Raw genomic sequence first — 19,408 nt, forward strand, 5'->3', positions numbered from 1 at the left:
ATTCAAGAGGGTTGGTTTCATGATTGTCCGGCATTCGCGCTCGGTTCTTTTGGCCTGCACGGCGCTTGCTATTCTTTTGCCTATTTCCGCCCGCGCGCAGACTGCGCCGGCCACAAGTCAGACGCCGCCTCCGGCCGAGGCGGATAAGGCACAGACACAGGCACAAACGGGCGATACCTTCCTGTCGCCCATCATTGTGAAGGGGAGCCGCTATGCGGCGAGCGACCCCTATAACAAGCCGGGTCCCTCGAGCTTCGTGACGCCGGACGAGATTGATCTCCAGACCGGCCTGAGCACGGACGACATCCTGCGCAACGTGCCGGGCACCTCCACCGCCAATAACCCGCAGAACCCGGGCGTTGCGGTCAACATCCGCGGCTTCGAGGGCTCCGGCCGCGTCAACATGATGATCGACGGCGTCAGGCAGAACTTCCGCTTTACCGGCCATGAGGCGCAGGGCTTCACCTATATCGATCCCGCCTTCCTGCGCGGCATCGACGTGACCCGCGGCGCGGTCACCGGCATTGGTGGCGGCGCGCTCGCCGGCTCGGTCAACTTCGAAACCTACAATGTCGACGACCTGATCGATCCCGGCAAGAACTACGGCGGCATCGGCTCCGTCACCTATGGCAGCAACGAGACGGGCTGGTCGGAATCGGCCATCGGCGCCTACCGCTTCAATGATGTCTTCTCCGTTCTCGGTGGTATCAGCAAGGCCGATCCGGGCAACTACGAGAATGGCAACGGAGTCGTGGTCCCCTTCACGGAGGAGGACCTGATCTCCGGGATACTGAAGGCCGAGATCACGCCGGATGCCGATAACACGATCAAGTTCGGCGGCATCACCTATGACAACGACTTCTTCGCGAACTCGTATTTCCAGAACATCAAGAACCAGACCTTTACGGCCGGCTACGCCTACACGCCGGATGACCCGCTGATCGATTTCCACACGAACTTCTACTACAACCGCCTGAAGATGCAGTATGACGCCAACATCACCGGCGGCGGTTCTGCTGCGGGACGCCGTATCACCGACACGGGCATCGGCTTCGACGTCTACAACACATCCCAATTCGACCTCGGCGAGGTTGCCGTAACGTCGACCTACGGCGTCGAATATTTCCACGACAACTACGACGTCATCAACAGCAGGACGCAGCCGCAAGGCGGCGTCAACGGCAGCGGCAAGAACGGCAGTCTCGGCATCTTCGAATCCACGACGCTGAGCTACGGCATCGCCGACCTGACGCTCGGCCTGCGCTACGACCACTTCAACATCGACGGCTCGGGCTCCGTGGTCGCAAACGATCCCCTCGGCTTGCCGACCGGTCCCTATACGGTCGACAATTCAGAAGGGCGGCTCAATCCGAGCGTGACGGTTGCCCTCAACCCGACGGAGTGGCTGCAGCCTTACATCACCTATGCCGAGGCCTCGCGTCCGCCGACCGTCAACGAAATCTTTGCCGGCGGCAGCCACCCCGGTTCGAGCGGTCAGTCCTTCTTCCCGAACCCCTTCCTCGAGCCGGAAACCTCCAAGGGCTGGGAAATCGGTGCAAACATCAAGGTCGACGGCCTCTTTGATGCGGGCGACAATTTCCGCCTCAAGGCCAACTACTTCAACGACCGGATCGACAACTACATTACCGCGGCGATGGCAGGCGGCGGCCGGCAGATCTTCTTCATCAACAATCCAGGGACGTCACACGTCGACGGTATCGAAATCGAAGCCGCCTACGATGCCGGCTTCGTCTTCGGGCAGCTCGCATACACCTATACCAGCACGGACCTTCCATCGCAGGTCAACGGTTTCGGCGTGCAGAGCTACCTGCCGGACAACATCTTCAGCGCGACGATCGGCGGCCGCTTCCTCGAGGATCAGCGCCTGACGGTTGGTTCCCGTCTCTACGCGGTCAGCAACGCCTTTATCGGCGAGGTGAACGCCGCCGCGGGACAGGAGCCCTACCAGCCGGGCTACGGCCTCGTCGATCTCTTCGCCAACTACAAGTTCGAGAAGGGCTTCGAGTTGACGGCAAGCGTGACGAACGTGTTCGACAAGACCTATACGCCGGCTTCGAGCACGATTGCCGGCAACACGATCGACACGGGGCGCGGCCGCACCTTCATGGTCACGGCGCGAGCGAAGTTCTAAGCGACAGGAAATGCGGCGGAGGGGGCGGCCTGCGAGGGCCGCCTTTTCCATTCCGCCTGCGGCTGATTAGCGCTTGCGCTGGCGGCGGTCTCACGCTAACAATTTCGCCCATGAACACGTCTAAGAACATTGCAGTTTGGTGGTGGGCTCGCTGAGGCGGCCTCGACCAATCGTGTCTTAAGACGACGAGTGAGCCGCCCGAAACTTCGAGGCGGCTTTTTTGTTTGGAAGAGCCGCCTGTCGTCCGGGCCCGATAACGGAGTGAGGAACAATGGTAACGATCCTTCGGGATGATGGTGCGGAAATTTACGAGACGAAGGGCGGCATCACCGTCACCCGGCAGCGTCGTGCAATTCCTTATGGCGACGCCGTATCGTCCTACGTCGACAAGCTCGACGAACGGCGCGGCGCAGTCTTCTCCTCCAACTATGAGTATCCAGGCCGCTACACCCGCTGGGATACGGCCATCGTCGATCCGCCGCTCGGCATTTCCTGCTTTGGCCGAAACGTCTGGATCGAGGCGTACAACGGACGCGGCGAAGTTCTCCTGGATTTCATCGCGGAGAGGCTGAAGGATGTGGCCGATCTCACGCTCGGCGCCTTGACGAACAAGAGGCTCGAGCTTGCGGTCAACATGCCGAATCGCGTTTTCACCGAGGAAGAGCGCTCGAAGATACCGACGGTCTTCACCGTCCTGCGCGCCGTGACCGATCTCTTCTACTCGCAGGCGGATTCGAACCTCGGCCTCTACGGCGCCTTCGGCTACGATCTCGCCTTCCAGTTCGACGCGATCGACCTGAAGCTGGAGCGCCCGTCCGACCAGCGCGACATGGTTCTCTACCTGCCGGACGAGATCCTCGTCGTGGACAACTACGCAGCCAAGGCCTGGGTCGATCGCTACGACTTCGCCAGGGACGGCAAGTCGACCGAGGGCAAGGCCGAGGAGATCGCTCCGGAGCCCTTCAAGCAGACCGATTCCATTCCGCCGAAGAGCGATCATCGCCCCGGCGAATATGCCCAGCTCGTCGTCAAGGCAAAGGAGAGTTTCCGCAAGGGCGACCTCTTCGAGGTCGTGCCGGGGCAGAAGTTCATGGAGCGTTGCGAAAGCAGGCCGTCTGCCATCTCCAAGCGCCTGAAGGCGATCAATCCTTCGCCCTATTCCTTCTTCATCAATCTCGGAAACCAGGAATATCTCGTCGGCGCCTCGCCGGAGATGTTCGTGCGCGTGTCCGGGCGCCGCATCGAGACCTGCCCGATTTCGGGAACGATCAAGCGCGGCGACGACCCAATTGCCGACAGCGAACAGATCCTGAAGCTGCTCAACTCGAAGAAGGACGAATCCGAGCTTACGATGTGCTCGGACGTCGATCGCAACGACAAGAGCCGCGTGTGCGAGCCGGGCTCCGTCAAGGTGATCGGCCGCCGGCAGATCGAGATGTATTCGCGCCTCATCCACACCGTCGACCATATCGAGGGAAGGTTGCGCGACGACATGGACGCCTTCGACGGCTTCCTGTCCCATGCCTGGGCGGTCACAGTCACGGGCGCACCGAAGCTTTGGGCGATGCGCTTTATCGAAAGCCATGAGAAGAGCCCGCGGGCGTGGTATGGTGGCGCAATCGGCATGGTCAGCTTCAACGGCGACATGAATACCGGGCTGACGCTGCGCACGGTGCGCATCAAGGACGGCATTGCCGAAGTGCGCGCCGGCGCGACGCTACTCAACGATTCCATCCCAGAGGAAGAAGAAGCCGAAACCGAACTGAAGGCCTCCGCCATGCTCTCCGCCATCCGTGACGCAAGGACAGGAAATTCCGGCAAGGCGAGCCGGGATGTCGCTTGCGTGGGCAAGGGCGTCAACATCCTGCTCGTCGACCATGAGGACAGCTTCGTCCACACGCTTGCCAACTATTTCCGCCAGACCGGTGCGACTGTCTCGACCGTGCGCACGCCGGTACCGGAGGAGATCTTCGACCGGCTGAAACCCGATCTGGTCGTGTTGTCGCCGGGTCCCGGCAATCCGAAGGATTTCGACTGCAAGGCGACGATCAAAAGGGCACGGGCACGCGAGCTGCCGATCTTCGGAGTCTGCCTCGGATTGCAGGCGCTCGCCGAAGCCTATGGCGGCGAACTGCGTCATCTGGCGCTGCCGATGCATGGCAAGCCCTCGCGCATCCGCGTGCTGGAACCTGGCATCGTGTTCTCCGGTCTCGGCAAGGAGGTGACGGTCGGCCGCTATCACTCGATCTTCGCTGATCCGGCCACGCTGCCGCGCGACTTCATGATCACCGCCGAAAGCGAGGACGGCACGATCATGGGTATCGAGCACGTCAAGGAGCCGATCGCTGCCGTCCAGTTTCACCCCGAATCGATCATGACGCTCGGCGGTGACGCCGGGATGCGGATGATCGAGAACGTCGTGGCGCATCTTGCGAGAAGGGCGAAGACGAAGGCGGCGTGATTGTCATGCATTCGGCCGGTCCAATGGGGCCGGCCGGTTCCGTCAGGCCGCGCGTTTGACGACGCGCAGGTTCATCTCGGCCCTCAGGCGGAAACCTATCGACTTGTAGAGCGAGATGGCCGGTGTGTTGGTCGAGAAGGCGTGCAGAAAGACGGTTTCGCCGCGGGCCGAAATCTCTCCGGCGACGAAGCGAAAGAGGAGGGTGGCGAGACCGCGGCCCTGGAAATCGGGATGGGTGCAGAGCCCGCTCAGTTCCCCAAATCCGGGCGCGCGCAGCCGCTGGCCGGCCATCGCAATCAGGCGGCCGTCGCTCTTGATGCCCCAGAAGGTGCCAAGGCTTTGTGCGCGCAGCGTGAACGGACCGGGCTTGGTCAAGGTCGCCAGCGCCAGCATGTCTTCTGCGTCGGCTTCAGTCAGCGGCTCGATTCGACTATCCGAGATCCTCTCATAGGGCCGTTCGGCAATCATCTGCACCAGCATCCCTTCCAGGATGATCTCCAGCCCTTGTGGCACGACGATAGGGCCCGCCTCGATGAGCGCCATGGCCTCTTCTGCGCCCGGCAGGCTTTCCAGGGCTTCAAGGCTCTCTGGCGTGTTGTCGACAGTGGCTGCGAACGGCACGATCGAAGGCGGGTATCGACGGGCGCGTTCTCCACCTTGGGCAAGGTTTGCGTGAGCGGTCCGCAGTGCGTTCCAGATCGGCCGGTCAAGGATGTGACTCATGATACTTCTTCCTTTGTAAGGCCGCTGCGCCGGACCAAGGGTGCTTCGGCGAGTCTTTCTTCCATTGTTGCGAGTTGTTCGAGAAGCGGCCCATCGAGATCGCCGCAAAGATCGGCCACCGCGGCCGAGATATGGGGCCATACCGCCCGTTTCGAAAAGTCGACGAGTTCCTGTCCCTGCGTCGTCAGCGAGACCAGCCTGCGGCGTTGGTCCTCGGCCGAGGGCTGCATGTCGATGAAACCCAGCTCGAGGAGCTGGGCGACGGTGCGGGTCGCGCCCGGTTGGGTGATGCCGACGGCTTGCGCCAGTTCCCCGATGGTCAGCGGTCCGGCCCTGTCGAGGGCTGCAAGGAAGGGATATTGGGCCGGCTGTATCGATACGCCGAGTTCCGCGATGATCTGCTGGGTATCGGCCTGCAGGCGCTCGCCAATGCGGCGGAAGCGGCTGCCGAGGCAGAGGAAGCCCAGCGTTCGAACGACATCTTCAACCACCGGAAATCTCCAATTTACATAACGTGTTATATAAATGCTTATGGGTTCAGAGTCAATGCGCATCGAGAGCGAGCAACTGCCTTTGACAAAAGGTTCGCGTTCCCCCATATGAGCCTTAATAATGCCGCCAGCGCGAACTCCGCGCGGGCGGTTTTGCGTTTAAATGGCGCAACTTATGCAACTCGTTCGCATCCGCAGGGAGACGACATGAACGAAGAGAGCAATCTTGCGGTCCGCAAGCTCGCGCTTTGGGGCATCCCCCTGTCGCTTGGCGTCCTGGGACTGAAGATGGCCGCCTGGTGGGTAACCGGATCTGTGGCGCTGCTGTCCGACGGTCTGGAGTCCGTGGTGAACGTCGCGGCGGCCTTCATCGCCTTCTTCGTGATCCGCTACGCCCAGAGGCCTGCCGATCACGATCACCCCTTCGGACACCACAAGGCCGAATATCTTTCGGCGGTCACGGAAGGTATCCTGATCGTCGTCGCCGCACTCCTGATCGTCCAGGAGGCGATCAGTCATCTCTACGCGCCGCGAATGCTTGACGCGCCGGTGCTCGGCCTCGGCATCAATTTCGTTGCCGGCGTAATCAATGCCGTCTGGGCACTGCTTCTGATCCGCGCAGGCAAGGCGCACCGCTCTCCGGCGCTCTCGGCCGATGGGCAGCACATCATGTCGGACGTCGTCACGTCGGTCGGCGTGCTTATAGGCCTGCTGCTCGCGATTGCGACAGGCTACGCGATCTTCGATCCGGTGCTCGCGATCCTGGTCGCCATCAATATCCTGTTCCAGGGCTGGAAAGTCATTTCCCATTCGATCGGGGGGCTGATGGACCAGGCGGTCACGCCGGATGAGGAAGAGGTGATCAAGCAAGCGATTGCGACCCATGCCAACGGCTCGCTCGGTGTTCACGATCTGAAAACACGCCGGGCAGGGGCGGTGACCTTCGTCGATTTCCACCTTGTCGTGCCGGCCGGCATGTCGGTGCGCCAGGCGCATGACATCTGCGATCGCCTTGAAGATGCCATAGGGGAGATCCATGCGGGCGCCAGGATCACCATTCACGTGGAGCCGGAGGGCGAGAAGGCCCATGGCATCCGCGTCAAAGTCATCAAGGAGGCTTGAATGCCCAATACCGATGTTTCCGGCTTGACGATGCTCGGCACGAATACCGAAGCGCCGAAAACGCCCGAAGAGGCGGTACTCGAGCGAGTTCCGGCCGGCCACGGCGGCACCAACTATGTCGTGCGCTTCACCGCGCCGGAATTCACCTCACTCTGCCCGATGACCGGGCAGCCGGACTTCGCTCATATCGTCATCGACTACATACCGGACGAATGGCTGGTCGAATCCAAGTCATTGAAGCTCTTCCTGCATTCCTTCCGCAATCACGGCGCTTTCCACGAGGATTGCTCGATCTACATCGCCAAGAGGATCGTCGATCTCTTGCAGCCCAAGTGGCTCAGGATCGGCGCCTACTGGTATCCTCGCGGCGGAATTCCGATCGATGTCTTCTGGCAGACAGGCGCGCCTCCCGAAGGCGTCTGGCTGCCGGAGCAGGGGGTCGCGCCCTATCGCGGGCGCGGCTGAGCCGAGGGCGGCGACTAGACGTCGAAACTGCCGTCGTTGTTGTCGTCGGAATCGTCATAGTCCTGGTCGTCGCTGACGTCCTGCTGATCGTCCTGCTGCTGATCGTTGTTGTCGCGATCACCATCGTTGCCGAAATAGTTGTTGTTGATCACCGTTTCTTCGACGGGCGCTTCAGGCGTGCCGCCGAGCCCGAACGGCGAACCGCCCGCTCCGAGGCCACCCATGCCGAGGCCGGACATGTGGGGGCTGAACAGGCTGCTCAGCGAGTCGGCAAGCAATACGCCGCCTGCCACGCCAGCCGCCGTGCCGAGCGCACCGCGCAGGAAGCTGCCGCCCATCGAGGGCGCGCCGGGCTGAGGGTTCCACGGACCAACCGGCTGCTGCGGCTGAGGGGGCATGCTTCTCGCATAGTCATCCGCAAGCCGGCCTTGCTGGCCGCCGTTCTGCCAGGGACCGCCGGCGGGCGCCGCAGAAGCGCGGGGCTGCTCTGCCGGTGCGGCCGAGCCGGCGCCAAAGAGTGAGCCGAGGCCGCCCAGGAAGCCACCGCTGCTCTGCGATTGACTGTTGCTGGGCGCCTGTTCCAGTTCGTTTACCCTTGCCTCGAGTTGCTTGATGCGTTCGGCTGCCGCCTGCAGGCCGTGGTCCTGGACGATGACTGCCTGCGCCAGAAAGTAGGGCGCATAGGGCTGGTCTCGGATGGATTGATTGATGAGCGTCTCGGCGTCGCTGTCGCGTGGGGTCGCGGCGGCGGATTTGACGCGGGTGAAAAGATCGGAGAGCATCTGGCGTTCTTCCGGTGACATGGCAATCTCCTTTGATGCCGCGCGGCTCGTGCCGCATGAGCCTTGAGTTAGGGAGGCCCCCCGGCTTTTCAAAGCCTCGCGCAGCTTACATTTTCGTTAGCTTAGGCGGCCTTCTGCCAGATGCGGAGATAGCCGAGGGGCTGAAAACCGACATCGATAGCAACATAGAGCTCGTCCCCGTGCTCATAGCCGACGACAGATTGTTCCGGGAAACGAGCGGCCGCTTCGGCAAGCACGGCTCGCCATATGTCCTTCCCCCGGTGCTCTCGGGCAAAGACGTTGGAAACACCGACGACCCCGGAAGCCCGGTTGAGAATACCGCCACCGATCGGCTGTTCGCCTTCGAGGACGAGAACGAAGGCGATGTCGGGACCCTGCAACAACTTGTCGCGGAATATCCGCGGCATTGCCGCAGGTGGATTACCCTCGGCCCAGGTACGTTCCCAGAATACGAGATCAGTGTCTTCGCGCATCACGCGCCAGGTGACGTCCTCCGTTGGCTTCATGCTTGCCGGCTTTTCCAACCCTATCCACTGCGCCTCGAAGAGGATGTTGAAGCCAAGCGGCCTGAGATCGAGCGCGGCGAAACTGTCCTTCACCGTCCAGGTGCGATCCTCGCGACCGACGAACGCTGCGATCGCCTCTTCCTGCTCGGCCTTCGTCGCCACATCCGTCAGCGTCACGATGTCGGGATAGAACGGGGGTGTACCATGGCGATGAAACCAGAGCGCCGAGGCAAACTCCCCCGGCGAGCCGTGGACTGCACAGACGGCGTCGCACCAGTGCGCATTGTTGCTGATCGCGGCGCGCAGCAGCGATGACGTCATATTTGTTCCTCCCGGTTATTTTGGAAGATGCGGCCACATCGGCGCGTTGTCACCTGCATGTCTTTACGTCTTCGATACCTTCCTCTTTTTCCCGCATTGTTTTACGCATTGAGTCGCACTATGTGCGGTAGACGAGAAATCATCGCGGAGAAGTTCGAATGAACGACGAAGAAGAACAGGACGACAAGACGAAGGAACTCTCGCTCGGCAAGGAAACGGAGGCGAATCTTTTCAAGTCGCGTTCCATCTTCATCTACGGGCCGATCACCCAGGAACTGGCGCAGAAGGTCTGCACCCAGTTGGTGGCGCTCTCCGCCGCGAACGACGATGACATCCGCATCTACGTCAATTCGCCCGGCGGCCACGTGGAATCCGGCGACTCGATCCATGACATGATCAAGTTCATCAAGCCGAAGGTCTGGATGATCGGTACCGGCTGGGTCGCTTCCGCCGGTGCGCTGATCTACGTCGCGGCTCCGAAGGAACAGCGGCTTTGCCTGCCGAACACGCGTTTCCTGCTGCATCAGCCCTCCGGCGGCACGCGGGGCATGGCGTCCGACATCGAGATCCAGGCGCGTGAAATCATCAAGATGAACGAGCGCCTCAACAGGATTTTCGCGGCGGCCACCGGCCAGCCGATCGAAAAGATCGCCAAGGACACCGACCGTGACTATTGGCTGTCTGCCGAAGATGCGAAGGCCTACGGCCTCGTTTCGCGCATCGTGACCTCGCAAGCCGAGATCTGATTCCCCCGACAGAACATGCGCCCTCGCTTGCTTGATGCCAGCGAGGGCGTTTTTTTGTCGAGAGGGCTGGAATTCCTCCCCAGGCCGCCTGTCAGGCGAACCGGCACAGCCCAATCTGCACTTGCGCGACCATTGCACATGATGCTCCATGCGCGTCTCTCGCAGCCAGGGATTTGCGTGGAATGCTCAAAGACTTCTCGGTCCAAAGTCTCTTCATGGGCCTGCTGACGGCCTTCGTCGGATTTGCCAGTTCTTTTGCCGTCGTGCTGCACGGGCTTCTGGCGGTCGGTGCGACGGACAGCGAGGCTGCGTCTGGCCTGATGGCGCTTTCGGTCGCGATGGGGGTGTGCGGCATCATCCTCAGCGCTGTGACGCGCCAGCCGATCAGCGTCGCCTGGTCAACACCGGGTGCGGCGCTCCTGGCCAGCACCGGCGCAATCGAGGGCGGGTTTCCGGCTGCTGTCGGCGCTTTCATTCTCTGTGGTGTCCTGATCATCATTGCCGGGCTCTTCCGGCCGCTTGGCCGCGCCGTCGCTTCCATCCCCGCGCCGCTTGCCAATGCCATGCTGTCAGGCGTCCTAATCGGTCTCTGCTTCGCGCCGGTGAAGGCCGTCGCCTTCAATCCGCTGCTCGGTCTGCCGATCGTGCTGGCCTGGATCGTCGTTGGCGCCTTCAAACGGCTTTGGGCCGTACCGGCTGCACTTCTCGCCTTCGCGCTTGTGCTTGCCTTTGGGGTGGACATTCAGCCGGGCGCGCTGGCGTCGCTCGAACAGTCTCTCGTTCCGCCGGTCGAGATCGTGAACCCCGTATTCAGCTTCGCCGGCTTCGTCTCGATCGCCCTGCCGCTGTTCATCGTAACGATGGCATCGCAGAACATTCCGGGCATCGCGGTTCTGAAGGTCAACGCTTACCATCCGAAACCCGGAGGGCTTTTCGCCGCGACCGGGCTGTTCTCCGTGCTTGCGGCGCCATTCGGAGGGCATGCCGTCAACCTGGCCGCAATCACCGCCGCCATGTGTGCCGGCCAGGATGCCCATGCCGATCCCTCGCGGCGCTACTGGGCGGCTTTGGTTTCCGGCATCGCCTATGTGGTGCTCGGCCTCCTTGCCGGTGCGGTTACCGCCTTTGTCGCCCTGGCACCGCCCGTCCTGATCCAGGCCGTGGCGGGGCTTGCGCTCGTCGGCGCATTTTCCGGGTCGGCGATGGCGGCGTTCCAGGCGCCGGAATCGCGCGAGGCTGCAGCGATCACCTTTCTGGTCACTGCCTCCGGCGTTTCCTTCGCGGGCATTTCCGGCGCATTCTGGGGCCTGATCGCCGGCGGACTCATGCTGGCGCTGTCGCGCTTTGTCGCGATGGCAAAGCGGTAGGGCGTCGGCAGCCTTCCTCTTCAGTCGCGGTAGCTAAAGGTGCTGGCGCCGTCGAAGCGGCGGATCGTGGCGGTCTCGACGATTTCCGCGGGTAGCAGCCGGGCGTTGACCCCCATGCGGTCGAGAGCGGGGTCAGTCGCTGCCCAATGGGTGACGCAACCGCAATTCGGACAGCGATGGAATGCAAGCATGTGGTCGTTGCACATGTAGGTATGCGTCTCTTCACCTTTCGATCGGATGCGGACACTCCCCGGCGAATAATATGCCCAGAGCGTGCCGTAGCAGCGGCAGATCGAACAATTGCAGTCGGTGACGGTCGTCGGCGCGGTCTCAATCTCGAGACAGATCAGGCCGCAATGGCACGAACCTTCTATCATGACCCACCTATGGCTTTCCCCCGGATCACATCGATCATCGCCACGCGCCATGGTTCGTCAAGGTCGCAGAGACCAAAAGCCGCACGAGGGGTTGCCACATTTCCTGCCTGAAGCTATAAGCGACGCCATGAAGTTGAAGGGCGCAACCATTTCCGAGCAAATCGCACGCAGCCGCATGGCCTTGCGTGACAGCTCGCGCGCCTTCAAGTCGCTTCTCCTTCTCGGCCTTACGCGCGGTTGCCGGGTCCTTTGAGGAGCGCCCGGCGGCCGAAAGCCCGCCCGGCAAGCGCTCCTCGCGATTGATTTCCCAATTTGACCAATGACCGATCAAGGTCCGCATTTGTTATCGCCAAGCCGCATGTGATCGGCTAAGACGCGGACAAGTGCCTGGACGAGGAGAGACGAGACAATGGACGCGAAACCCCAATCCTCTGCAAACGGCTCGGCCCAGGCCAAAGGCATGCCCGACGCGGCCGTCAAATACCGCGCCTATCCGCAGGTGAACATTCCGGACCGCACCTGGCCTTCGAAGACGATCGCCAAGGCGCCGGTCTGGTGCTCGGTGGACCTGCGCGACGGCAATCAGGCGCTCGTCGACCCCATGGGACACGACCGCAAGGCGCGCATGTTCCAGCTTCTGCTCGACATCGGTTTCAAGGAAATCGAGATCGGATTTCCTTCCGCATCGCAGACGGACTTCGATTTTGCCCGCTGGTGCGTCGAACAGGGCAATGTGCCCGACGACGTTTCCCTGCAGGTGCTGGTGCAGTGCCGCCCGGAGCTGATCACACGCACCTTCGAAGCGTTGGAAGGCGCCAACCGACCGATCGTGCATTTCTACAATTCAACCAGCGAATTGCAGCGCCGCGTCGTCTTTGCCAAGGACGTTCCCGGCATCAAGCAGATTGCAGTGGATGCGGCCAAGATGATCACCGACATGGCCGCCCAGGCCGGCGGCGGATATCGCTTCGAATACTCACCGGAGAGCTTCACCGGCACGGAGCTGGAAGTGGCGCTGGAGATCTGCAACGCCGTCATCGAGGTCGTGAAGCCGACGCCCGACAACAAGCTGATCATCAACCTGCCGTCGACAGTGGAAATGGCGACGCCGAACGTCTATGCCGACCAGATCGAATGGATGTGCCGCAACCTCGACAATCGCGAGAACCTGATCATCTCGCTGCATCCGCATAATGATCGCGGTACCGGCATCGCTGCCGCCGAACTCGGCCTGATGGCCGGCGCCGATCGCGTCGAAGGTACGCTTTTCGGCAATGGAGAGCGTACCGGCAATGTCGACGTCGTGACGATGGCGCTCAACATGTTCACGCAGGGGGTGGATCCCGAGATCGACTGCTCCGACATCGAGCGCATGAAGGAAGTCTTCGAGTATTCCAACCAGATGGCTATCGGCGAGCGGCACCCCTATGTCGGCGAGCTCGTCTACACCGCTTTCTCCGGATCGCACCAGGACGCGATCAACAAGGGGATGAAGGCGATCAAGGTCGCCAATCATCCGGTCTGGGAGGTTCCCTACCTGCCGATCGATCCGCAGGACGTCGGGCGGACCTACGAGGCGATCATCCGCATCAACTCGCAGTCCGGCAAGGGCGGCATCGCCTATATCCTGCATCAGGACTACGGCCTCAACCTGCCGCGCAACCTGCAGGTGGAGTTCCGCGAGGACATCCAGCGCATCACCGATGAAGAAGGCAAGGAGCTTCCGTCGCGCCGCATCTACGATCGCTTCATCGAACGCTACGTGACGCAGCCCGAAGGACGGCTGAGGTTCGTGGACCACCACACCTTTGCCGATCCGGAGAGAAAGGGACAGCGCATCGTCGCCGCGGAGATCACCGACAATGGTGAGCTCAAGCGCATTGAAGGTCGAGGCAACGGCCCGATCGACGGCTTCATCAATGCGCTTTCGATCTACCTCGATGTTCCGATGACCGTCGAGGACTATTCGGAGCACTCGCTTCAGCACGGCTCGAATGCCGCGGCCATTTCCTATGTCGAGACATCCTATCCGGGCGGGAAGCTCTTCGGGGCGGGGATAAATACCAATATCGTCGCCGCCTCGCTGGAGGCGATCGTATCGGCTGCGAACCGGGTCATCGAGACCAGGTAGAAAATGCGATAGTCGGAAGATTGGACGGCAGCGGTGACGCTGCCGTTTTCATTTGGCGGCAGGCGATCAGATCGCCGCCGCGACCTTTTCTGCGAGATCGTCGAGCGACGCCTCGGAGGAGGGGCCTGCGACCACATAGGAAGCGCCGGCACGATGCCAGGAGACGAGGCCGATATCGTCCTTGATGATCTCCCTGACCTCGTCGGTATCGGGAGAGATGGCATCCCTCATGAAGCAGATCGAGATGACGTCGTTCTCCTCGTTCCTGTAGACCAGTTGGCCGACCGGCTTGCCATTCGCAACGAGGAGGCGCGCGCCCTGAAACACCAGGCCGTCTGCAGTCAGATCGAGGATATTGAAACGAACGCCGACATTGGTCGTCAGCCAGGCGACGATCTCTTCGGAATCTGTTGCCGGAACCTCGACGAGATGGCGCTGCTGGCGCGAGTAGATGCGCTGGTAGGAGGCAATATCGTCGAGCCACGAGCCTGGCGACGTAGCCGCAACGGCCGTCTGCTGCGGCGAATGCGCGGCCGGACCCACGCCGGCGAAATAGCCAAGACCGCAGCCGAGTGCAAAGAGGATAAGCCCGGCGGCAAGCGCCTGCGGCCCGGTGGGCGCGATCTTCAGGGATGGACGGCTGAACCGCGGCGCGACCGGTTTCTTCGGCGGCTGAGCGCTTTTGATCGAGCGGACCATGGAGAGAGGCACCGGCTCCTTCAGCAATTCATCGAAGCGTTTGCGGCCGAATTCCGTGCCATGCCTGAGCTTCTCGTAGACTTCGCGAGCTTCGGCATCGGTGGCAAGCAGATGCTCCAGCTCGTTTTTCTGCTCCGGCGTCGTCTCTCCGTTCAGGAAGGCGGAAAGCTGGACTTCAAGCGGCATTTTCTTCAGGTCTTGCAATTCTCAATATCTCCGAGCCGGGCTCTCTTCCGCAATTTTCGCAAGCAGTGCGCGGGCTGCTGCCAACTGCGACGCCACAGTGCCGATCGAGACGCCCAGAATCTCGGCTGTGTGCTTGTAGTCATGGCCTTCGACATCGACGAGAATGAAGGTGCATGCGAGCCCTTCCGGCATCGAGGCAATCATCTCGTGGATTTCGCCGGCATCGACGGATTTCTCATGGGCGGCATCATGCGCCATATGCTCGACGACGCTGCCCTTGCCGGCGTTGGCGCGCACCTTCCGCTTGCGGGCCTCGTCAACCCACTGGTGCCGCGCCATTGTATAGATCCAGCTTTCGAGCCGTCCCTCGCCATTCCAGAGATGGCTTCTCGTGATCGCCCTCTGACAGACGGCGAGAAGGAGATCGTCGGCGCTGGCCGCGTCGCCGGTGAGCGCCATGGCAAAACGGCGAAGCTTCGGAAGGAGACCGACCAGATCTCGTCTGATGTCTATCGCGGTTACCGGTTGGCGCATAGTTTTCCCAAGGAGGCGTTCATGGTCGGTCGGGCACAAGATCGGCGCGCGCCCGCCGGGAAAGGCTTTCCCCGTACCGCAGCCGGACGCGCGGAATGGGATTGCCAATGGCGAGTTTGCATATTTCGTTATGGAGCAAATTCATGCGGTTCTGCAAGAGTCCGGCGATGAAGATTACGGGAGACGCAGGTCTTCTTCGCCGGTTTTCGTTGGTGAGGGTGGGCGGGTGACGTCGCCCTTTGCACTTTAGTAGTTGCGGTAGCCGTGAAGCGACTGCAGGAGGGCGCGATAGGCCCAGGTATCCTCGCCGCCGCGGTCGCGAATCTCGATCAACTGGACGCGTGCGCCCTGGACGTCGCCTTCCTCGACAAGCGCCTGACCCATGTAGGAGCGGGCGAGGATGTAGTTGGAGTCGATGTCCAGCGCCTTGTGGTAATAGGACATGCCCAGTTCCATCCTGCCGGCCTTGCGGTTGGCATAGCCGAGATAGTTGAGGATGCGCGGATCGTTCTGGTTCTTTGCGAGATTGAGCACCTTGATGGCGTTCTCATACTGCCCGTCATAGGCGAATTCGCGCGCTGCATCGAAGATCTGATCGTCGTTGAGCTCGCTCTTCTTAGGGTCGACGCACTTCTTTCTTGCCTGGTCCCAGACCTGGCCGCGCTTGCAGGTCGTCGTGGTTTTCGTCTTGGGGGGAGGGCTCGTCTCATCGGATTGAGAACCCACGGCAAAGGCCGGCGCCGAAAGCCCGACGACGATGCCTGCGGTCAGGGCTGCGCGACGAATTGAAGCCGAGTTCATCCATGCGGACATGCTGCACCTCCGTGTGACAAATCTGGTAGATGCGATTGTAATCCGACGCGGCGCAAAACGCCACGGTCAGCCGCGTTTCGCAGATGCGGAATTTTGTCGAGGTCCGACGACCCGACTTGTCGGCGCCCGCCGGCGATCGATGCGAAACTGAATCAGAAAGGCCCGCTAACGCGCGAAAATATCGACGCTTTTCTCTGAAATTCCATCGCCTGCGTCATTCAGGCTGAAGCGCTCGCCGCGAATCTCCCATGCTTTCGGCGAGCCGGAGATGCTGAAGAAATTGTAGGCGGCGCGCGGCTTTATGCCGCCGGGGCCCTGGGAGGCGGATGCAATGCCGACGACCGGTACCGGCCCGGTCTGACCCCGCAGCCAGTGGAGTGTATTGAGATGGGTGTGGCCGTGCAGCACGAGTTCGGCGCCGCCCGTCGAAACCACGGCGGCGAAGCGGCGTATGCCGATCATGCGCTTGTGGAAAGGCGTTGCCCCGCGAATGGGTGGGTGGTGGATCAGCACGACGCGAAAGAGCCCGGCTTCTCCGGTTGCCCGCAGCATGTTGACCGTTTCGCGGGCCTGTCTCGCGCTGAAATAGCCGCTGGCCGCGAAGGGCGGCGTGGCGACCGCCGTCGAGCAGCCGATGATTGCGACCCGTTCGCGTATCCTCAGATAGGGAAAGACGTGCTTGTTCTTCTCCCATGACTTCGGCGAGCGATCGCCCCGCACGTAATCGTACCAGCTGCGCACCGACTTTTCGTAGGCGCCCGGCACATAGGCATCGTGATTGCCGGGCACGACCGAGACGTCAGCAGGATCGCCGACACTACGCAGCCATTCTGCCGCGCCGAGAATTTCCGTATTGCTTGCGAGATTGACGAGGTCGCCGGTCATGGCAAGGTGATCGGCCTGCCTTGCGCGGATGTCATCCAGCAGCAGGTCGAGTGTGCCGCCGAAAAGGTGCTTGCGCCGATTGCGGTGCCAGTTCACGAAACCGGTGATGCGCTTGGAGGCCAGTTCACGGATTGAAAGCTGGGGCAAAGGCCCCAGGTGGATATCGGAAATATGCGCAAGCTTGAACATGGTTGCAGACATAGCCCACTATGATTTCAAGTCAAAATACTTCCGCCGCATCGGGTTGTGGTGCTACAGGCCATGAAGGGCGGCCGGCATCGGCGGCAAAAGGAGAAATGCAATGAGCGATGGTTCTCCTCCGGATATTGCCGGATGGAAGGCAAAGCTGATCGGGCGTCTGGCGCACAGCTATTTCGCAGTCGCGCGGGGCATGACGATCGGCGTTCGTGCCGCCTGCTTCGATGCCGAAGGCAGGGTGTTCCTCGTCAAGCATTCCTATGTGCCGGGGTGGCATATGCCGGGCGGCGGACTGGAGCGGCGCGAGACCGCCGCCGATGCGCTTTCCAAGGAATTGCGCGAGGAGGGCAATCTCGCCATTCTCGGCCGTCCCCAGCTTTTCCACGTCTACTTCAACAAGGCGGCAAGCAATCGCGACCACGTGCTCTTCTATCGCGTGGATGTCGAGCAGACCTCGCCGCGCGCGCCCGATCGCGAGATCGTGGAATGCGGTTTCTTTCCCATGGACAAGCTGCCGGTGGGTACGACCCCCGCCACGCTAAGGCGCCTTGCCGAGCTGCGTGGGGAGGCTTCGCCGGCGAACCACTGGTAAGCAGATATCAGGCGGCGGCCGGCAGTTGCCCGCGGCCATGCGGCCGGTCGAAATCGAGCTCGGGTCCGACGGGGACGATGCCGGTCGGATTGATCGTCCGGTGGCTGCGATAGTAGTGGTCCTTGATGTGCGCCATGTTGACGGTCTCGCGCACGCCGGGCGTCTGGTAGAGGTCGCGCAGGTATCCCGGCAGGTTGCTGTAGTCCTCGATGCGGCGGATATTGCACTTGAAGTGGCCGACATAGACCGGATCGAAGCGCAGCAGCGTCGTGAACAACCGCCAGTCTGCCTCCGTCACCTGATCCCCGAGGAGATAGCGCCTCGTGGCAAGGCGCCTGTCCAGCAGGTCGAGCGTTTCGAAGAGCGGGACGACATTCTCCTCGTAGGCTTCCTGCGTGGTGGCGAAACCGGTCTTGTAGACGCCGTTATTGACGGTGTCGTAGATGCGATCATTGAGAGTATCGATTTCGCCGCGCAGATCTTCGGGATAGTAGTCGTCGGTAGAGCCCGTCAGCGCGTCGAAGGCGCTGTTGAACATGCGGATGATTTCAGAAGATTCGTTGTTGACGATCGTTCCCGTCTTCTTGTCCCAGAGGACAGGCACCGTCACGCGGCCGGAATAGTGCGGGTCTGCCTTTACATAGACCTGCCAGAGCGCGTTCGAGCCGAAGAGATGGTCTTTCGTGGCGCCATCGCGCTCGTGGAATTCCCAACCGTTGGCGAGCATCAGCGGATCGACGACCGAGACCGAGATGAGGTTTTCGAGCTTCTTGAGCGAGCGGAAGATCAGCGTGCGATGCGCCCATGGGCAGGCATAGGAGACGTAGAGATGATAGCGACCGGCCTCCGCCTTGAAGCCGCCGGTGCCGCTCGGCCCGGGTTCTCCGTCGGCGGTGATCCAGTTGCGGAACTGGGAGGCCGCACGCTTGAAACGCCCCTTGGTTTCCTTGGTGTCGTACCAGACGTCATGCCAGACGCCATCAACCAGCATGCCCATTTTCTCTGTTCCTTTCGCGGTGTTAGGCGGAACATACGGACACGTGAGGGCAATTTCGAGAGGGCAATGGGTGAACAGTCCGTCACGGACGGGCGAGCCTCCAGGAAAAATAGCATTGGACGTCCGAAATTTTTCCTGCTATCCGCGTCGTCACATTTGGAAACCGATTAATGGCTGCTTTCAGAAACCTGCGACGACGCCGATGATCCCGAACGCCCGACGGCGTTTTCGAGAACCATCTATTTTGTCCACGCGGTTTTTGTCGTCTCATGCACAAGCACGATCTGGTCTACCTCACTGAGGACGCGTCCCATGACGCGGTCATCGAACATATAAACGAAGAAGCATTCGGTCCGGGCCGGTTCGTCCGTGCCGCGGCGCGTATCCGCGAGCAGGGACCGCACGACCGGACACTCTCCTATGTCTGCGCCGACGATGGCGAGACCATCGCATCTGTGCGCATGACGCCGGTGCTTGCCGGCGCGGTGAAGGGGCATCTGCTCGGTCCGCTCGCGGTTCGGCCATCGCACAAGAACCAGGGCATCGGCCGGGAGCTCGTTCGGATCGCGGTCGAAGCGGCACGGCGCAGGGGATCGGAAGCCGTCATCCTGGTCGGCGACCCACCATATTACGGTCCGCTCGGCTTCGAACGTGTCGCCTATGGCGCGCTGACCTTCCCCGGGCCGGTCGATCCCGGTCGCGTGCTTGTCGTCCCGATCGGCGAAGACATCCATGCGCGGCTGAAGGGGACCATCGCCTGGCGGGACCAGGCGGCGGACATCTCCGGTGTCTCCCATATCGAGCCGGTCCGCGCTGCCGCCTGCTGACGGCCCCCAAGG

Annotated in this window: 19 protein-coding genes; 9 read left to right on the forward strand and 10 right to left on the reverse strand. The window is 61.7% G+C overall.

Annotated features, from left to right (window positions below; genetic code table 11):
• Nucleotides 1-19 precede the first annotated feature (19 nt).
• Nucleotides 20-2,152, forward strand: a complete 2,133-nt coding sequence (locus tag EV286_RS05315; protein WP_132955978.1) for a TonB-dependent receptor — start codon at nt 20-22, stop codon at nt 2,150-2,152.
• Between the two features lie 271 nt (nt 2,153-2,423).
• Complete coding sequence (locus EV286_RS05320) at nt 2,424-4,613, forward strand: anthranilate synthase (RefSeq protein WP_132955979.1); 2,190 nt, start codon at nt 2,424-2,426, stop codon at nt 4,611-4,613.
• A 42-nt stretch (nt 4,614-4,655) separates the two neighbouring features.
• Here the strand turns inward: EV286_RS05320 and EV286_RS05325 are convergent, their stop codons facing one another.
• Both EV286_RS05325 and EV286_RS05330 read right to left on the reverse strand, forming a co-directional pair.
• Nucleotides 4,656-5,336: a GNAT family N-acetyltransferase gene (locus tag EV286_RS05325; protein ID WP_132955980.1), complete on the reverse strand. Its 681-nt coding sequence runs from the start codon at nt 5,334-5,336 to the stop codon at nt 4,656-4,658.
• The gene (locus EV286_RS05330; RefSeq protein ID WP_132955981.1) at nt 5,333-5,827 is read right to left on the reverse strand and encodes a MarR family transcriptional regulator; all 495 of its coding nucleotides are present in this window, start codon (nt 5,825-5,827) and stop codon (nt 5,333-5,335) included. Before EV286_RS05330 ends, EV286_RS05325 begins: the two co-directional genes overlap by 4 nt.
• A gap of 207 nt (nt 5,828-6,034) precedes the next feature.
• Here EV286_RS05330 and emfA point away from each other — a divergent pair, with 207 nt between their 5' ends.
• The gene (gene emfA / locus EV286_RS05335) at nt 6,035-6,949 is read left to right on the forward strand and encodes a CDF family cation efflux transporter EmfA (protein ID WP_132955982.1); all 915 of its coding nucleotides are present in this window, start codon (nt 6,035-6,037) and stop codon (nt 6,947-6,949) included.
• Nucleotides 6,950-7,414, forward strand: a complete 465-nt coding sequence (gene queF / locus EV286_RS05340) for a preQ(1) synthase (RefSeq protein WP_132955983.1) — start codon at nt 6,950-6,952, stop codon at nt 7,412-7,414.
• Nucleotides 7,415-7,428: 14 nt separating this feature from the next.
• Here the strand turns inward: queF and EV286_RS05345 are convergent, their stop codons facing one another.
• Both EV286_RS05345 and EV286_RS05350 read right to left on the reverse strand, forming a co-directional pair.
• Nucleotides 7,429-8,217: a DUF2076 domain-containing protein gene (locus tag EV286_RS05345; protein WP_132955984.1), complete on the reverse strand. Its 789-nt coding sequence runs from the start codon at nt 8,215-8,217 to the stop codon at nt 7,429-7,431.
• A gap of 101 nt (nt 8,218-8,318) precedes the next feature.
• Nucleotides 8,319-9,044: a hypothetical protein gene (locus EV286_RS05350; protein WP_132955985.1), complete on the reverse strand. Its 726-nt coding sequence runs from the start codon at nt 9,042-9,044 to the stop codon at nt 8,319-8,321.
• A 158-nt stretch (nt 9,045-9,202) separates the two neighbouring features.
• On the opposite strand from EV286_RS05350, the gene EV286_RS05355 reads away from it, so the two are divergent.
• Together EV286_RS05355 and EV286_RS05360 are read left to right on the forward strand one after the other, a co-directional pair.
• Nucleotides 9,203-9,790 (forward strand): ATP-dependent Clp protease proteolytic subunit, encoded by a 588-nt coding sequence (locus tag EV286_RS05355; RefSeq protein ID WP_132955986.1) that lies wholly within the window; start codon nt 9,203-9,205, stop codon nt 9,788-9,790.
• A gap of 182 nt (nt 9,791-9,972) precedes the next feature.
• Complete coding sequence (locus EV286_RS05360; RefSeq protein WP_132955987.1) at nt 9,973-11,157, forward strand: benzoate/H(+) symporter BenE family transporter; 1,185 nt, start codon at nt 9,973-9,975, stop codon at nt 11,155-11,157.
• Nucleotides 11,158-11,177: 20 nt separating this feature from the next.
• Here the strand turns inward: EV286_RS05360 and EV286_RS05365 are convergent, their stop codons facing one another.
• Nucleotides 11,178-11,534 carry a GFA family protein gene (locus tag EV286_RS05365; RefSeq protein WP_132955988.1) on the reverse strand — a complete coding sequence of 119 codons (357 nt, stop codon included), beginning with the start codon at nt 11,532-11,534 and terminating at the stop codon, nt 11,178-11,180.
• Nucleotides 11,535-11,943: 409 nt separating this feature from the next.
• Between EV286_RS05365 and leuA the strand changes: the two genes are divergently transcribed.
• Complete coding sequence (gene leuA / locus EV286_RS05370) at nt 11,944-13,665, forward strand: 2-isopropylmalate synthase (RefSeq protein WP_132955989.1); 1,722 nt, start codon at nt 11,944-11,946, stop codon at nt 13,663-13,665.
• A gap of 66 nt (nt 13,666-13,731) precedes the next feature.
• Here leuA and EV286_RS05375 read toward each other — a convergent pair whose 3' ends face one another.
• The 4 genes from EV286_RS05375 to EV286_RS05390 all read right to left on the reverse strand — a co-directional run bounded on the left by EV286_RS05375 (nt 13,732) and on the right by EV286_RS05390 (nt 16,983).
• On the reverse strand, nt 13,732-14,568 hold the full coding sequence (locus tag EV286_RS05375) for an anti-sigma factor (RefSeq protein ID WP_132955990.1): 837 nt from the start codon (nt 14,566-14,568) through the stop codon (nt 13,732-13,734).
• A 3-nt stretch (nt 14,569-14,571) separates the two neighbouring features.
• On the reverse strand, nt 14,572-15,084 hold the full coding sequence (locus EV286_RS05380) for an RNA polymerase sigma factor (RefSeq protein WP_132955991.1): 513 nt from the start codon (nt 15,082-15,084) through the stop codon (nt 14,572-14,574).
• Between the two features lie 246 nt (nt 15,085-15,330).
• Complete coding sequence (locus EV286_RS05385) at nt 15,331-15,885, reverse strand: hypothetical protein (protein ID WP_132956317.1); 555 nt, start codon at nt 15,883-15,885, stop codon at nt 15,331-15,333.
• Between the two features lie 177 nt (nt 15,886-16,062).
• Complete coding sequence (locus tag EV286_RS05390; RefSeq protein ID WP_348633519.1) at nt 16,063-16,983, reverse strand: metallophosphoesterase; 921 nt, start codon at nt 16,981-16,983, stop codon at nt 16,063-16,065.
• A 100-nt stretch (nt 16,984-17,083) separates the two neighbouring features.
• On the opposite strand from EV286_RS05390, the gene EV286_RS05395 reads away from it, so the two are divergent.
• Nucleotides 17,084-17,572: an NUDIX domain-containing protein gene (locus EV286_RS05395; RefSeq protein ID WP_132955992.1), complete on the forward strand. Its 489-nt coding sequence runs from the start codon at nt 17,084-17,086 to the stop codon at nt 17,570-17,572.
• 7 nt (nt 17,573-17,579) lie between these two features.
• On the opposite strand, the gene EV286_RS05400 is transcribed toward EV286_RS05395, so the two are convergent.
• Nucleotides 17,580-18,569 (reverse strand): glutathione S-transferase family protein, encoded by a 990-nt coding sequence (locus EV286_RS05400; RefSeq protein ID WP_132955993.1) that lies wholly within the window; start codon nt 18,567-18,569, stop codon nt 17,580-17,582.
• Nucleotides 18,570-18,838: 269 nt separating this feature from the next.
• Here EV286_RS05400 and EV286_RS05405 point away from each other — a divergent pair, with 269 nt between their 5' ends.
• Nucleotides 18,839-19,396 carry an N-acetyltransferase gene (locus EV286_RS05405; RefSeq protein ID WP_132955994.1) on the forward strand — a complete coding sequence of 186 codons (558 nt, stop codon included), beginning with the start codon at nt 18,839-18,841 and terminating at the stop codon, nt 19,394-19,396.
• The last annotated feature ends 12 nt before the right edge of the window (nt 19,397-19,408 follow it).

Source organism: Rhizobium sp. BK251 (genome assembly GCF_004345245.1).
GTDB lineage: Bacteria > Pseudomonadota > Alphaproteobacteria > Rhizobiales > Rhizobiaceae > Rhizobium.

Excerpts from the sequence above, each read along its gene's own strand:
- EV286_RS05315 (WP_132955978.1), top strand. The coding sequence starts at position 20 with ATGATTGTCCGGCATTCGCGCTCGGTTCTTTTGGCCTGCACGGCGCTT.
- EV286_RS05320 (WP_132955979.1), top strand. The coding sequence starts at position 2,424 with ATGGTAACGATCCTTCGGGATGATGGTGCGGAAATTTACGAGACGAAG.
- EV286_RS05325 (WP_132955980.1), bottom strand. The coding sequence starts at position 5,336 with ATGAGTCACATCCTTGACCGGCCGATCTGGAACGCACTGCGGACCGCT.
- emfA (WP_132955982.1), top strand. The coding sequence starts at position 6,035 with ATGAACGAAGAGAGCAATCTTGCGGTCCGCAAGCTCGCGCTTTGGGGC.
- queF (WP_132955983.1), top strand. The coding sequence starts at position 6,950 with ATGCCCAATACCGATGTTTCCGGCTTGACGATGCTCGGCACGAATACC.
- EV286_RS05345 (WP_132955984.1), bottom strand. The coding sequence starts at position 8,217 with ATGTCACCGGAAGAACGCCAGATGCTCTCCGATCTTTTCACCCGCGTC.
- EV286_RS05350 (WP_132955985.1), bottom strand. The coding sequence starts at position 9,044 with ATGACGTCATCGCTGCTGCGCGCCGCGATCAGCAACAATGCGCACTGG.
- EV286_RS05355 (WP_132955986.1), top strand. The coding sequence starts at position 9,203 with ATGAACGACGAAGAAGAACAGGACGACAAGACGAAGGAACTCTCGCTC.
- EV286_RS05360 (WP_132955987.1), top strand. The coding sequence starts at position 9,973 with ATGCTCAAAGACTTCTCGGTCCAAAGTCTCTTCATGGGCCTGCTGACG.
- EV286_RS05365 (WP_132955988.1), bottom strand. The coding sequence starts at position 11,534 with ATGATAGAAGGTTCGTGCCATTGCGGCCTGATCTGTCTCGAGATTGAG.
- leuA (WP_132955989.1), top strand. The coding sequence starts at position 11,944 with ATGGACGCGAAACCCCAATCCTCTGCAAACGGCTCGGCCCAGGCCAAA.
- EV286_RS05380 (WP_132955991.1), bottom strand. The coding sequence starts at position 15,084 with ATGCGCCAACCGGTAACCGCGATAGACATCAGACGAGATCTGGTCGGT.
- EV286_RS05385 (WP_132956317.1), bottom strand. The coding sequence starts at position 15,885 with ATGAACTCGGCTTCAATTCGTCGCGCAGCCCTGACCGCAGGCATCGTC.
- EV286_RS05390 (WP_348633519.1), bottom strand. The coding sequence starts at position 16,983 with ATGTCTGCAACCATGTTCAAGCTTGCGCATATTTCCGATATCCACCTG.
- EV286_RS05395 (WP_132955992.1), top strand. The coding sequence starts at position 17,084 with ATGAGCGATGGTTCTCCTCCGGATATTGCCGGATGGAAGGCAAAGCTG.
- EV286_RS05400 (WP_132955993.1), bottom strand. The coding sequence starts at position 18,569 with ATGGGCATGCTGGTTGATGGCGTCTGGCATGACGTCTGGTACGACACC.
- EV286_RS05405 (WP_132955994.1), top strand. The coding sequence starts at position 18,839 with ATGCACAAGCACGATCTGGTCTACCTCACTGAGGACGCGTCCCATGAC.